Origin of the sequence: Actinomadura luteofluorescens (assembly GCF_013409365.1) — a bacterium.
Lineage (GTDB): Bacteria > Actinomycetota > Actinomycetes > Streptosporangiales > Streptosporangiaceae > Spirillospora > Spirillospora luteofluorescens.
In genome coordinates this window covers 8,469,044-8,482,418 of the sequence record NZ_JACCBA010000001.1, presented here as the reverse complement: position 1 = coordinate 8,482,418, position 13,375 = coordinate 8,469,044, and the positions used below count along the sequence as shown (strand labels likewise).

Genomic DNA, 13,375 nt, shown 5'->3' with positions numbered 1-13,375 from the left:
ATCCCGAGAGAACCCTGGAGCGCCGACACAGTCTGTCAACAACCCATGACAGAAACGGCGAACCATTACCAACACGGACGCGCAAAACGACCTCGCAAGATAAAGTCCGCCTAAAGTCGCGCTAAACATAAACCGACGTTCCCCGAACCGGAAGAGTGATCATCTTCGGCCTTTTGTGATCTAGATCACCGTCGACTTCTGCCAACCACGGTGAGGGCATCCGCGTCCTTCGGTCGGCGCCGCCATGGAAAGATCCCTTGCGTAACGGGTCGCACGGAAATCGCTACGCTTAGTTCCCTTGTGTCCGCAGACTTCGGGATCTGTGGCCGGGAAGGGGCTTTCGAACGAGCCAGCGAGCTGCTAATCACACCGCAAGCAAGGAGCTCTTCCACCTCGGCCACAAGGGCACGAGCGATGGCGAGAGGCAGAGGCGGCCGGTGACGCGGCGAGGCTCCAGGGAAGAGCGATGCCGACTGAAACAACCGCCTTGCCGGGCAACTCTGGTGCGCTCCACTGTGCTGCGCTGGATCCGCCGCTCACTACCCGCGCCCCGAGGCCGAGTTGGTCGTCGACCCCGCAGTCGTATCGGATCGCACCGCCGCGCACTACCGCCCGGCTCGTCCCGTACCTACCGGACAGACTCAGGGACTGCGGGTCGGCTTGCAAACCCTGTGCCTGATCGGGAACCGGCTGGGCCAGCCGCCAAGCGCCCAACTCGCCGATCTATGAGGAGTCCGCCGCGACGGCGCGGAAGCGGTGGGGACGGCCTGCGGGCGCCGGAGCTGAGGTGTGGCTGAGTGCCCCGTCGTCGGCGCGTCCAACTTTTGAAGGCGCCAGCGCCTTTAAGGGACGACGTGCACCACCACAAGAAGGAGGCGGCTGGATGTCGCTGATGGTGGAAGCTTCGCGCGCTGCGGCTGCAACGCTGGCCTGCGTGGCGGCGAGTATGGACTTGATCCGGGTGCTCCTGCAGCGGCGCGCGCACTGGCCGATCGAACCTCGTCTCAGCACCCCCCAAAACGACCGGAACGGTACCGGCCCGGGCGTGGCCAGCGAGGCGGAGCTCGAGTCATGACCGGCAACGCACGCGGTTCCATCGGCGGAGTCTTGGTCCACGAAGGCACTGAAGGACACACAGGCGAGCTGGCGGCATTCTTTATGGAGCACCGTTGGCTGCTGCGCCGCTTCCTGGTGGCGCAGGGCTGCCCGGACTGCGACAGCGACGACATCGTCCAGGAGGCGTTCTTGATCGCCTGGACCCGGTGGCAGACCATCGCCTACTACGACAATCCCAAGGCCTATCTGTACAAGGTGGCCATCCGCCTCTGGCACCGAGCCGCAGCGCACCGCGGTCAGACCGGCAGCCACGACAAGCAGCAAGACGTCTTAGAGACGACGCCCGGCCACATCGACGTGGGCGGGGACGTCGAACTCTCCGACACTCTCACCAGGTGGTTCGGACAGCTGCCCGCTCAGCAACGCAAGGTCGCCGGGTTGCGCCTGATCGCTGATCTGTCGGAGGTCGCGACCGCTGACATCCTCGGCATCAGCCTCGGAACGGTGAAATCCCAGCTGAATGCGGCCAGAAAGAAACTTGCCGAACTACGCGACCAAGACGAGCGCGACGAGCACCGAGATGGAGGCGAACGGCGATGAGCATCGACGACCTTATCCGCCAGGCAGCCAACGCCGGCAGGAACAACGACCAGACGGCGCTGCGCTCCTTCCTCGCCGCCGCCGACCAGGCTCGCGATCCCCGCCAAGCCCGACGCATCCGCGCCCTGGCCGAACTGGTCGACATCGACATCGCCGCCTACGACCAAGGGCTGACTGCCCTCGACCACGGCGACACCCACGCCGCAGAGACGCTCCTGCTGCACGCCGCCAAGGCCGGGATCAACGACCCCGCCGACATCCTGGCTGAACTTCTGGCCCAAGACGTCGATGCTGACCCCCCTCTGGAGCTCGCACGGCGAGCCGCGGAGATCCGCGCCCACCGCGCGATCCTCAAAGCAGCGTGCCTCCGACAAACCGACCCGGCTCCGGGCCGGACCGCACCGGGCCGCAGGCAGGCCTCCGCAGCGAGCGAAAGCGGCGTGACGAAGGATGCACTGGCCGAGGTGCTGATGGCGGCCATGGACGTCAAGGACTCCCACACCCGCAGGCACAGCCAGCGAGTCTCACGTCTCACCAGCTTGCTCAGCGCGGAACTGGGCATGCCAGTCGCACATATCGAAGCGGCCCGTCTGGCCGGGCTGCTACACGACATCGGCAAACTCGCCGTCCCCAACGCCGTGCTATTCAAGGCTGGCGCACTGACCGAGGCGGAATACCGCATTATCCAGTTGCACGTCCGGCACGGCGCCGCGATCGTGCAGGAACTCCCGGAGTTCTTCACCCAGACCATCCCTGGAACCCGCACCGGCATCGACGCCGATCCGCTCATGCACGACACGGTCGCCGGGATCCTGCACCACCACGAACGATTCGACGGCAGCGGCTACCCCCACGGCCTGGCCGGCACCAACATCCCCCAGGTGGCTCGGACGGTGGCCGTGGTCGACTGCTTTGACGCCATCGTCACCACCCGCAGAACCGGCCTGGCACTGCCCATCCCACAAGCAACCCACGTGCTACGCCAGTGCGCGGGTGTCTCACTCGACCCCGAGATGGTCCACGCCTTCCTGACCGTCCTGAGCACCCACCACGACGAGATCGAGCACCTCAGCAGACAAGACCGCCAGTCCGGCCCCGCAAAACCCAACCCGGCGGCGTCCTCACGTGAGGAACTCGACGCATGCGACCGATCTTGAACAGGCGAACCCCGACCACCATCGCACCGGAGCCCGTTCATGAGCCGTCTGCCGTCCGGCCGAGCGAGGGCGGGCCGCACCGTCGGTACAGGGCCGGCGCTCCGCGAGTTCACGCTCGGCATCAGTTCGCTCGGCACGAGCAACCCGACTGCGACTCCTCCCACGAGTTCAGGTCCGCCGCCTTCCTTGTACAGCGATCGCGGGCAGGACTCCACATCAGCTCAGCTTGGCCAGTCGAGCCCCTCGGACAGTCGCTGCGATCAGCGTTGTGGCCGTGGGCGCTACTCGATCAAGCCAGACCCCGAGCGAGCCAACGAGGTTCTCAATGAAGCCAGGCGGCTTTCGTCGGCGGCCTCGACCGGGCCCGGACGACGCGCTCAAGATGATCGGCCGCCCAGGTGAGCGCTTCGGGAATCTGCGAAGCGTACGGTGGCTCCCGAAACTGGCTCCCGAGACTACGAAGCGCTCAGTGGAACACACGGGATCGCACCGTTGACGACGATCTGACCTGCGGAAACTTGGGGTGGGCGATACTGGGTTCGAACCAGTGGCCTCTTCGGTGTGAAGCATCGAAAAGCGCATCCGAGCAGGTAAGCATGGCTCCCACGTGGGGCGCACACGACCGCCATGGTCCAGCGGAGTCCATGCAGCTGCGCCACCATCGTCAAGCAGCGAGTCAGGCGCCGCCAGCACCTTCACTGGGTGTCCTAACGTCGCCATGAGCGTTGGCACTGGCGTAGGCACTGGCATCAACGCCGGCTACTCGCTTGTAAGCCAAGCTCGCCCGGGGCTCCCGTGGCAGAGTGTGGCTCAGCGACGCCGGTGCTTACCAAAGACTTCGGCTGGGTTCGGGATGTTTCTAGATTCCAACGCGGGCCGAACGTTGGCCCCTACCATGGCCGAGCGAACCAGTGCCTCTAGGAACTCTTTTTCCTCTCTTCCTTGGACACCCTCAATCTTCATACCAGCGCACTCAATTGTTCTGTGCAACCGCAAAGGCTCAGCAGTTGCCCAGTCATCAGTGAGCACGAATAGACATATAGTTCGATCCATCCCACCCGAGAGAACATACATTCCAGATAGTCTAACGTCGGTCACCGACCCAGTATGCGCTTCACGCACCCACACTTTTTCCAGAGTAGGCTTCGACCCTAGAGAACGAAGGAGATGAAGTGAGACCGATCCGTCCTCATGTCCCAGCACAAGAAGAATCTGATCGTTGCCAATCTTACGACTGTCCGAGCAAACAAAAGGTCGAACCCGGAAGCTATTGCCGACCTCCTTGCCCGCAAAGTTTAGCAAGCCTCCTGTGGCACTCAAGGTCACATCCTCTTCGAAGAGGATTATCGTGCGTTCGGATGCAGATGCGGTGGGGCCAATGAACTTACGCTTTATGGGATCATATTTTTGAAGATGAGCGGTCTCGTTCAAAATTCTGCGAAGTGTTATCATTCCGTCTGCGATCGAAAAATCCTCGGCTGTAGACGTAATCGGAAAACGCGCAACAACACGCCACACCTCGTCCGCTCCTACCGCTGAGAGTACAGCGATTGTGTCGGGTCCCTTAATTACTAGGTCGCCGAATGGCGAAAGATGGATGCTCGTCGAATGGAAGTCAAGATCCGCCAGAGTAACGCAACTCATTCGGCCGCCTACGCCAAATGTCCAGCACCGCACCGACCGGTCGCCATATATTGCATATGCAATATTGCTATCAGAATCGAATGTCAAGGCAATGACTGGTGCGGTTTGCTGTAGTTGTACGCCCGCGAGATCAGCATTCCGGAAATCCGCACCAACAAGGCTAGCGTTGTCAAGGGACGCACTGCGGAGGCTCGAACCCCTAAAACACATTCCATCGAGATTTGCACCCGAGAGATCGGCATAGTCCAGTGCAAGGCCTGACCAATCGTGGGTAGGCAGTTTGCGACTGAGCGCATAAAGCAAAGTTAGAGCGTTACCTCCGAGATGCTGATCCTTGTAGCGCCGCACTGTCGCCGACTTGGCCAATTTTGTAAGTTCACGCCTTAGCATCTCGCGATCACGCTGTGAACGCTCGTCGACCGAATGCTGGTCTATGAGGCGTACGAATTCAACTATTTCTGGCTGAAGTGGCACCTTCGCCAGCATGCTCCTGGCCTTGCCATCCTCATTGCCTATAACACGCACCAGCGCACGCGCGACGAAGAACTCACGCATGGAGCGGTGGAAGAAGTCAACAGGCCACTGCTCTGGATCTACACCAGCTACCTGCTTGAGCAACGAACGCACGCCGACTCGGGACCGAGCATCAGGAGTCCTGTCAGGATCATCTACAGCTACTGCTGCGCCTGACATCTCCCATAGAATTTCGGATAGCCGCCCCCGATGGCCAGTGTCAAAACTACGAAGGTTTACATAGTCAGTCCGGGACATATGCAATTGGACAGCTAGCTCCTCAAGAATGAGCTCGAGGTTTTCAATGACTCGTTTCTCGGATAGGCGCCGTTCTGCCTGTAGGTCTGACGCTTTACGTTTGAGGCTATCTCTAACGTACTGATGATAGAGTATTACCTCATTGAAATGATCTTCCGGCAGCCCCGGAAGCGTTTCCTTGATCATTTGCAAAAAAAGAGGCTTGGCCGCCAATCCAATAGGATCGTAAAGGGTCCGCAATTTTTCAAACTTCTCCCGCTCTCCTATTTGTTCAGCATAGCTCCCTAGATATTCCAGTCTCTGCTGCAGCGGAATGGGTGCGATTCGAAGAACTCGTGGCTGACCCAGAGTATCGAGAAATTCTTCATAATCCGAGATTCGCTCAAAGAAGTGTGCGCGAGAACTAATAAGAATCTTCGCATAGGAGAAATGGTCGATACATTGCGCTAGTACGTTGATGTTGGCGGCCAGAGTCTGCGGATCCAGTTGCGCCGACATCTCGTCGAAGCCATCGAGAATAATCAAAGTGTTATGGGTCTTGGAGAGCGCCTCCCAGTCGGTCAGGCGCACGCCTATGGCATCGAGTCGGTTTTGCAGCAATGTTGATGGATTCGAGCTTTCTCGAAGAGCACGGAGTGGGATCCTGAGAGCGCACCAACCATTGGAGGGGTCGTCCAAGAATTCTGCGGACAGGCGGCGAGTAAGCTCGTATGAAAAGAAACTCTTTCCATCGCCGAACTCAGCCAGAAGCAACATGGTTTTCTCAGGCCGACTAATCAACCACTCCCGTACATTGTCGTGCAGTGTTCCAGGAATCGGTGCCCCGCTGTCGGCCAGGGTGCCTAGTGAAATAGCATTCTGCGAGACGGATTCAAAGTCTGTTTCCCCGTACAGTTGGTGCAAAATTGGTTCCCCCAGATACCGTTGCCATGATTCTGGGAGCTTTACATCTGGCCGAAGGAGACCTGCCCAACGGCGGGCAATCCGCTTAGCCGTTTCCTCAGAGAGGTTAGGTGCAGGTCGTCGATACAGCACGCTATAGAGGCGCGGTGTGAGCTGGAACAGTTCTTCAACACCCTGCTCAGGACTCCAGATTAGAATCTGAAACCTAAACTTTCGCCCGAAATTGCAATCTTGTATCAATCGAGACAGTTCGTTGGTAATTCTAGCTCGAGGGGAGATAAGGATGAAATAATCAAGCGGCTTATTCTCCCAGTAGACTATCTGCTGAAGCAGCTTAGGGGCGAGATCATCGAGGCCGACTTTTTCGGCGTAGTTCTTACATTCGACATGGCATCGCAGCGTACCAGTTATTGCATCCGTTGCATCGAACTCTATGTCGTGACCGAACTGCGTACCGCTAGTTTGTTTCCGAATACGAATTTGTTCTTTATCAGACAGTGCGAAAACTTTTTGCAAGAGGCCTATAAAGCCGTCTTCAAGTTCACGCCCTAGCGCCTCTGGGCGCGCCCTTCCCGGCTGCACGGGAGAGAGTCTTCTCCTAGCCTGATTAGGCAGGCCCGGCCGAGTGGGACGGCGTATCGCGTTTTGTTGTGTTGTGATAGATCCAGTGGTCGCTACCCACAGACCAGTGAGCCATTCAACGCGATGCCTACCAGCGCCACCATGAAGATGTCGCTGTTTAATTAAATCTCCGATTTCTCTCTGCAAGCGCCTCCAGTGTTCCGGATCTGCACTCTTTAGCTCAGCTAGCCTCTCCTCGGCTCTCTCGAAGCGTCGAGCCTCTATGGCCAAGTAGATATCTCTTGTCAGAGTGGGACTCTGAAGACTTTCAGTAACTCGACGAACAACCGAAGGCTCCATTGTACTGGAAGCCGATCTGACAAACTCCCCCATTTCTTGAAGCTTTGCCATCACGGTTTTGCTTTCGAGGCCGAGATCTTTAGCAAGTTCGTATACGCGCATCTTAGCCACAACAAACTCCCTCCTGGCCTCTCAATCGAAAAATGATTGCATCTTCAAAAGATCATTGCAACCCGAACGGGTCCATCGCAGTGACGACTAAGGTCCTCCATGTCAGCGTAGGGTGACAGCCACAGTCTCAGGTGCTCTGACACCAGCGACCCGACAGCTTGGCGCTGGTCCCTTAGCCGAGCAGATGAATACCATCGTGGTGGCGGATTGGGACTGTCGAAATCGTTTCGAGGACGTCTTGGACTCGGATGGCGAAGGCTTCGTCGGCCAGTTCGGCTACCTCGTCGGCTGTGACCCAGCGGAAGGCTGAGGTTTCGTCGGACTCTCGGAGAGAGCCGGCCTCGGCTCTGCAGCGGAAGACCAGGGCGACGATGCCGCGGGGCATGTTCTTGTAGACGCCGGTCAGGGCGATCGGCGTTACCTCGAGGCCGGTCTCCTCCTGGACCTCGCGGCGGAGGCCGGTGATGATGTCCTCGTCTTGCTCCAGGATGCCGCCTGGTGCTTCCCAGTGGCCGTTGTCTCGGCGCTGGATCAGGAGGGCGCGGCCCTGGTCGTCGACTACGACGCCCGCCACGCTGACGGAGTGGCGACTCTCGGGCATCACGCAAGCTCCCTTAGCAGGTCCGGCTAATAGACTCACGCTAGTACACGTACGTACGAGTTGAGGAGTTGGCTGCAGGTGGGCGAGCTGGGGTTGCCGGATCTGGATGCGACGAGCGATCGGCCGGTCTTCAAGCAGATCGCGGACCACCTGCGCGCGGCAATCGACAGCAAGGATCTCGGGCCGGGCGAGAAGCTTCCTTCTGAAAGCCAGCTCATCGGACACTACGACGTTGCTCGGATGACGGTGCGGCATGCTCTGCAGATCCTGCAGAGCGAGGGCCTGACGGTGGCCGAGCACGGCAAGGGTGTGTTCGTTCGGTCGCGTCCGCCTGTACGCCGGCTGGCTTCCGACCGCTTTGCTCGTCACCATCGCGAACAGGGCAAGGCCGCCTTCATCGCCGAGGCCGAGGACGCCGGCGTCAAACCGTCGGTCGACTCCATCGAGATCCAGGAGAGCAAGCCGGCGCCCGAGGTTGCGGCGAAGCTGAATCTTGCCGAGGACGAGTTGGTGATCGTGCGGGCGCGGCGGTACCTGCTCAACGGGCACCCGGTCGAGACGGCGACCTCCTATGTCCCTGCTTCGATCGCCCGCGGCTCGCAGATCACGCAGCCCAACAGCGGGCCTGGCGGCATTTACGCCCGGCTGGAGGAGCTCGGCCATCGTCTCGACCACTTCACCGAAGAGATCCGGGCTCGCATGCCGCTGCGGGACGAGGCACGGGCGCTGAAGCTCGCGCCCGGGGTGCCGGTGTTCCATCTCGTGCGGACGGCCTATGACCAGGACGGATGCCCCGTCGAGGTCTGCGACACGGTCATGTCGAGTGACGCCTACGTCCTCTCGTACGAGCTTCCCGCTCGGTAGCGCTTGACTCATCTAGACGAGTCATGTCACCGTTCTCCATACTCGTCTAGACGTCTAGGCGTCCTGTCGGACGCCAGTGGACACGTATGGCCCTGGCCGGTTCGGTCCGGCCTGGGTCGGCATGGGAGGTCCCAATCCGATGACCATCACGAGTGCAAGTGCCGCTGAGACGGCGCCGCCGGCGCGGCTGTACCGGGTCAGTGAGGCGATGGAGCTGCTGTCGCTGTCCCGGAGCGTCATCTACGAGCTAATCCGGTCGGGTCGGCTGCGCTCGGTTCAGGAAGGCCGTTCGCGGCGGATCCCGGGCTCGGCCATCGCGGAGTACATCGCCTTGCTGGAGAGCGAGGCCAGTTCATGGCACGCGCCCACGGCAAGTCCGTTTCCGACCTGGCCGGGAAGCCTGTGGCCACCGGCTCGGCCGCCGCAGGTCTGCGGATCCGCCTTATCGGTCTGCCCGAGGAGGTTCTGGCCGGAGCGGAGGCGCTCGCCGAGGTCTTCGACCTGGTTGAGGTGTCGCTGGCGTATCCGTGCCGGGGTGCCTCGCTGAACGTGCGCGCCTATGTGCAGGTGCGGCTCAAGAGTCCGGAGAAGTAGAGCGGCCCTCGTCATGGCGACGCAACCGCCTGACGAGGGCCTTGATCGGACCTTGGAGGTCCAACCCGATGAACCTTCATTCTGACACCTCAGCGGGCCCGTTCTGGGTCGATGAGGAGTACGACCGGGAGTACGCCAGTGACGGCGTGTCCCGGTACGGCGCCTACGTCCGCGACCGGCTGGACAGCTCGTTCGCCGAGTGCTGGGAGACGTGGGGAGAGCCGTCGTCCAGGTGCGTCGAGTTCGCGTCGGCGGTCTGGCGGACGGCGTCCGGGCCCGTGATGGCCCCCGGCTACGTCCGCAGCAACTCCTGGGTGCTGGGCGCCCGTGTCGAGCGGAGCCAGTGGGACGGGTCGCTGATCGCGGCGGTGAGCCTGGTGGCTCCCTGGCCGGCGGCTCTGGCCCGGTCGGTCGACTGGCAGGGCGGCCGACGCTGGCGCGACTAGCCTACCGAGCTGCGCGGTGACGGCTACGACTTCGTTGAGCCCACCGAGCAGGACGTCGCTGGGGCCTCGTTCATGCAGTCCAGCCTGGCGCTGACCTTCGCCGTGCCGGTCGACCGGTTGCCGGAGGCTCCCGAAGGTCCCGATGACGGTGTGGAGGACTGCGCCCGGCAGGCCGTTGAGGGCCTGGTCGTGGAGCTGAATCGCGCGGTCGGGCCGGTCCTGGACGTTCTGGCAGGAGGGCGTTCGCGATGAAGATCCTCAAGAGGAGGCCAGAGGCCAGCCCCGAGCCGGTCAACCTCGAGCAGTTGGCCCGCGAACTGCAGCGTCGGCGCGAGTTGGCGGACGCGCGGCGGGCGGACCAGCTGGAGCGGGCACGTGCGGAGGCCGGCCATGGCCGGGCCCGGGCGGACGTGGCCACCGAGTCGCGGCTGGCCGAGCTGGCGCGTGCCGAGCGTGAGGCCGATGTCCGCGCCGAGGCGGAGTTGGCGCGGATGTACCGGGAGTTCCGCGCGGCCGGTGAGCGGACGCGGATCCGGGCGGTGATGGCGCGGTCCGGGGAGGCCCGGGCGCTGCGGCTGGAGTGGCTGCGTGCTCGGAACCTGCGGGTGCTGGTTCCGGTGCTGATCGGGTTCGGCGTCTGGTCGACGACCGGGGTTCAGCAGGGCGCCGCCCGATTGATGGACGTGCACGCCGACAGCCCGGTGTGGTGGACGCTGTGGGGCCTGGAAGCCCTGCTGATCGGCGCGGTGTGCTGGATCATCGTGTGTCGCGCCAGGCTGGCGGCGTCCGGCGGCGCGCTGGCGAGGCAGGCCGAGAAGGTCGGCTTCGGGTGCCTGTTCACCTCGATCGTGCTGAACCTGGTAGCGGCGGTGCCCGCCGGCGACGCTTCGCAGGTGTCGGAGTGGGCGGTCGCCAGCTCGATGTTCGCGCATGCGCTCGGCCCGGTCGGTGCGGCAGTGACGGCTCACTTGATCGGCGTCATCGACCAGTCGATAGCCGAGGCCGACCCCTGGCACGACCAGGACGGCCAGGCGGTGCCGCGGCTGGCCGAGATGGAGATGCGTCCGCGCGAGGATGCCTCCGCCGACAGCGTCCGCATCGGCACTCGGCCAGGTGCTTCCAGCAGTGCGCTTGATGCCGGTGTGCAGTGCAGTCCTGAGGGCGTCGCTGCTGGCCGTTCGGCCGTATGGCCTGTCCCAGCGGGCAGCGGCTGACGCTGCCGGTCATCGCCCGTCTCGAGCCCGCCCGCGTACCCGCCCCGGATGGTGAAGCGGGTCCGCGAACCGGTGGTGACCAGCCGCGAGGGCCGAGGTCGGCAGCGCCTCGTAAGCGACGTCCGAACAAGGGCGTCCGGGTGCCGGAGAGCGCCAAGCCCGCACCGCGTCCGCTGACCGATGAGCAGCAGTGCGAGCGGCTAAGCCGTGTCCGGTAGATCATGGTGTTTGGCTGAGGTCGATCTTTGGGTGTGGGTTGATGCTGTGTCATGGTGCGACGGCATGAGTTGACCGATGCGGCGTGGCGGCGGATCGAGCCGCTTTTGCCCGCGCAGCCCGCTCGGGGCGGGCGGTGGGCCGATCACCGCACGGTGTTGAACGGGATCTTGTGGAAGCTGGCCACCAGTGCTCCGTGGCGGGACCTGCCGGAGCGGCACGGCAACTGGAAGACCGTCTATGAGCGGTACCGGCGGTGGGCCGCCGACGGCACCTTCGATGCGATCTTGACCCACGTGCAGGTCCACGACGACTCGGTCGGGCGGATCGACTGGACCGTCAGCTTCGACTCCACCATCGTGCGCGCCCATCAGCACGCCGCTGGAGCCCGCAAAAAGGGGAACCGGGCGGGACGAACCCGACATCGAGGAGCAGTCAGGCGCTCGGGCGATCACGGGGCGGGTTGACCACCAAGGTCCACCTGGCCGTCGACGGGCGCGGAATGCCGCTGTCGATCGTGGTCACGCCCGGCAACGTCAACGACTGCACCGCCTTCCCCGACGTCCTCGCCGGGATCTGGGTGCCGCGACCTGCGCGGGGGCGGCCGTGATGCCGGCCGGACCGGGTGATCGCCGACAAGGCCTACAGTTCGGCGGCGATCCGCCGGACCCAGCGCCAGCGGGGCATCGCCGCCACCATCCCCGAACGCGTCGACCAGCAGGCCGGGCGCGTACGCCGCGGCCCACGAGGCGGGCGGCCGCCAAGGTTCGACCCAGCCCTCTACAAGCGCCGCAACGTGGTCGAACGCTGCATCGGCCGCCTCAAGCAATGGCGCGGCATCGCCACCCGGTTCGACAAACTCGCCCGCAACTACCGCGCAGCGACCGTCCTGGTCACAGCCCTGCTCTGGATCAACACATGATCCACCGGACACGCCCTAGTGGCGGCGATCGATCGCGGTGAGGTGCCCGAGGACGCGTCCATCCGTCAGGTGCAGAGCGCGCTCAGCGTGGGGTTCGGACGCGTCAAGCGGATCAAGGAGTTGTACGCCGAGCGGCTCGCCGACCTCCATCGCGCCGTCGTCCAGGCGCTCCCCGAGCGGGACGAGCCGCCGGCGCGTGGCGGTCGTCCGCGAGCAGCACCTGGCCGACGCGCGCATCGCCGCCGAACGGCTCCAGGAGCTGCAGGTGCCGGCCGAGCCGCGGCTGTTCTCCGACGACGCGACACCCGAGGTCCTGACCTCCCAGCTTGCCCAGCAAGGCGGGCGGATGGCCGTCCTGTCCCCAGAAGGCGAGATCTTCTCCATCGCCGCCGGCCGCTACAGCGGCGCCCCGCACTTCGCCGTCCTCAAACACGGCCACGCCGGTGAGGGAATGCGCATCGACCGCGTCGGACGCGCCTCGGAGGTCATCGAATCCGCACACGTGACCCTCGGCATCTGCCCCCAGCCTGACGTCCTGGCCGGGCTCGCCGACACCCCGCAATTCCGCGGCCAAGGCCTCCTCGGACGCCTCCTCTACTCCGTCCCGGCCCCCCTACTCGGCTACCGCGACGCCAGCCCAGAACTCATCCCCGCGCACATCGCCCAGACCTACACCGACACGCTCACCAGTCTCATCACCCGGCTTCACGGCCTCAGCGAACCGGTCTCCCTCACTTTCAGCGATGCGGGCACCGCTGCCGTCCAGGAGCTGCTACGCGAAACCGAACCGCGCTTCCGACCCGGCAACGACCTGGCCCACATGCCCGACTGGGGAGGCAAGTTCCCCGGCGCCGTCGTCCGCATCGCCGGCCTTCTCCACCTGGCCCACCATCATCACGGCACCTGGACCCGGCCCATCAGCACCGAGACCTTCGCTTGCGCACGCCAGATCGGCGATTACTTCCTCACCCACGCCCAAGCCGCATACGACCTCATCGGCGCCGATCCCGACCTGGCCGACGCCCGCGCCCTACGCGACTGGCTCGCCCGCACCGGCACCCACCGCTTCACCGCCAGCGACGCCGTCCAAGCCCTGCGTCCCCGCTTCCGCAAGGTCGCCGACACCGAGGCGGGCCTGCGCGTCCTGGACGCCCATGGCTGGATCAGACGGCTCCCGTCCGCGCCACGCGCAAACGGCCCCGGCCGCGCCCGCGCAGCCGTCTACGAGGTCCACCCACACGCCCTCGAAGATCCGCCCAGAGACCCATAACCGCACCCCCGGCGGCCGCTACGCACGGTGACTGCCGTAGGGCGCGAACCCCCGGACGAGCCCCTGCAGGCCTGCAAGTAATGCA

Annotated in this window: 11 protein-coding genes and 2 pseudogenes; 11 read left to right on the top strand and 2 right to left on the bottom strand. The window is 63.6% G+C overall.

Annotated features, from left to right (window positions below):
- Positions 1 to 883 precede the first annotated feature (883 nt).
- From BJY14_RS39060 to BJY14_RS39050, 3 genes are read left to right on the top strand one after another with little or no spacing between them, the layout of a single operon-like run.
- On the top strand, positions 884 to 1,075 hold the full coding sequence (locus BJY14_RS39060) for a hypothetical protein (RefSeq protein WP_179848189.1): 192 nt from the start codon (positions 884 to 886) through the stop codon (positions 1,073 to 1,075).
- The gene (locus BJY14_RS39055; protein WP_179848188.1) at positions 1,072 to 1,656 is read left to right on the top strand and encodes an RNA polymerase sigma factor; all 585 of its coding nucleotides are present in this window, start codon (positions 1,072 to 1,074) and stop codon (positions 1,654 to 1,656) included. The genes BJY14_RS39060 and BJY14_RS39055 overlap by 4 nt, the downstream gene beginning before the upstream one ends.
- Entirely contained in the window at positions 1,653 to 2,813 is a 1,161-nt protein-coding gene (locus BJY14_RS39050; RefSeq protein WP_179848187.1) for an HD-GYP domain-containing protein, read from the top strand. Before BJY14_RS39055 ends, BJY14_RS39050 begins: the two co-directional genes overlap by 4 nt.
- Positions 2,814 to 3,623: 810 nt before the next feature.
- On the opposite strand, the gene BJY14_RS39045 is transcribed toward BJY14_RS39050, so the two are convergent.
- A complete protein-coding gene (locus BJY14_RS39045; RefSeq protein ID WP_179848186.1) occupies positions 3,624 to 7,163 on the bottom strand; it encodes a translation initiation factor IF-2 N-terminal domain-containing protein in 3,540 nt (1,179 codons plus the stop codon).
- Between the two features lie 172 nt (positions 7,164 to 7,335).
- Complete coding sequence (locus BJY14_RS39040) at positions 7,336 to 7,764, bottom strand: NUDIX hydrolase (RefSeq protein WP_179849912.1); 429 nt, start codon at positions 7,762 to 7,764, stop codon at positions 7,336 to 7,338.
- A gap of 78 nt (positions 7,765 to 7,842) precedes the next feature.
- On the opposite strand from BJY14_RS39040, the gene BJY14_RS39035 reads away from it, so the two are divergent.
- The 8 genes and pseudogenes from BJY14_RS39035 to BJY14_RS39005 all read left to right on the top strand — a co-directional run bounded on the left by BJY14_RS39035 (position 7,843) and on the right by BJY14_RS39005 (position 13,290).
- Complete coding sequence (locus tag BJY14_RS39035; RefSeq protein WP_179848185.1) at positions 7,843 to 8,628, top strand: GntR family transcriptional regulator; 786 nt, start codon at positions 7,843 to 7,845, stop codon at positions 8,626 to 8,628.
- Positions 8,629 to 8,749: 121 nt separating this feature from the next.
- Positions 8,750 to 8,947 (top strand): annotated as a pseudogene (locus tag BJY14_RS46975) (helix-turn-helix domain-containing protein); the annotation flags it as partial.
- Between the two features lie 35 nt (positions 8,948 to 8,982).
- The gene (locus tag BJY14_RS46070) at positions 8,983 to 9,222 is read left to right on the top strand and encodes a hypothetical protein (RefSeq protein ID WP_246397880.1); all 240 of its coding nucleotides are present in this window, start codon (positions 8,983 to 8,985) and stop codon (positions 9,220 to 9,222) included.
- A 68-nt stretch (positions 9,223 to 9,290) separates the two neighbouring features.
- A complete protein-coding gene (locus BJY14_RS39025) occupies positions 9,291 to 9,668 on the top strand; it encodes a hypothetical protein (protein WP_179848183.1) in 378 nt (125 codons plus the stop codon).
- A gap of 72 nt (positions 9,669 to 9,740) precedes the next feature.
- Complete coding sequence (locus BJY14_RS39020; RefSeq protein WP_179848182.1) at positions 9,741 to 9,920, top strand: hypothetical protein; 180 nt, start codon at positions 9,741 to 9,743, stop codon at positions 9,918 to 9,920.
- Entirely contained in the window at positions 9,917 to 10,882 is a 966-nt protein-coding gene (locus BJY14_RS39015; RefSeq protein ID WP_179848181.1) for a hypothetical protein, read from the top strand. The genes BJY14_RS39020 and BJY14_RS39015 overlap by 4 nt, the downstream gene beginning before the upstream one ends.
- 272 nt (positions 10,883 to 11,154) lie before the next feature.
- Positions 11,155 to 12,020: pseudogene (locus BJY14_RS39010) on the top strand (IS5 family transposase).
- Positions 12,021 to 12,216: 196 nt separating this feature from the next.
- On the top strand, positions 12,217 to 13,290 hold the full coding sequence (locus BJY14_RS39005; RefSeq protein ID WP_179848180.1) for a YfjI family protein: 1,074 nt from the start codon (positions 12,217 to 12,219) through the stop codon (positions 13,288 to 13,290).
- Positions 13,291 to 13,375 lie beyond the last annotated feature (85 nt).

Excerpts from the sequence above, each read along its gene's own strand:
- BJY14_RS39060 (WP_179848189.1), top strand. The coding sequence starts at position 884 with ATGTCGCTGATGGTGGAAGCTTCGCGCGCTGCGGCTGCAACGCTGGCC.
- BJY14_RS39055 (WP_179848188.1), top strand. The coding sequence starts at position 1,072 with ATGACCGGCAACGCACGCGGTTCCATCGGCGGAGTCTTGGTCCACGAA.
- BJY14_RS39050 (WP_179848187.1), top strand. The coding sequence starts at position 1,653 with ATGAGCATCGACGACCTTATCCGCCAGGCAGCCAACGCCGGCAGGAAC.
- BJY14_RS39040 (WP_179849912.1), bottom strand. The coding sequence starts at position 7,764 with ATGCCCGAGAGTCGCCACTCCGTCAGCGTGGCGGGCGTCGTAGTCGAC.
- BJY14_RS46070 (WP_246397880.1), top strand. The coding sequence starts at position 8,983 with ATGGCACGCGCCCACGGCAAGTCCGTTTCCGACCTGGCCGGGAAGCCT.
- BJY14_RS39025 (WP_179848183.1), top strand. The coding sequence starts at position 9,291 with ATGAACCTTCATTCTGACACCTCAGCGGGCCCGTTCTGGGTCGATGAG.
- BJY14_RS39020 (WP_179848182.1), top strand. The coding sequence starts at position 9,741 with ATGCAGTCCAGCCTGGCGCTGACCTTCGCCGTGCCGGTCGACCGGTTG.
- BJY14_RS39015 (WP_179848181.1), top strand. The coding sequence starts at position 9,917 with ATGAAGATCCTCAAGAGGAGGCCAGAGGCCAGCCCCGAGCCGGTCAAC.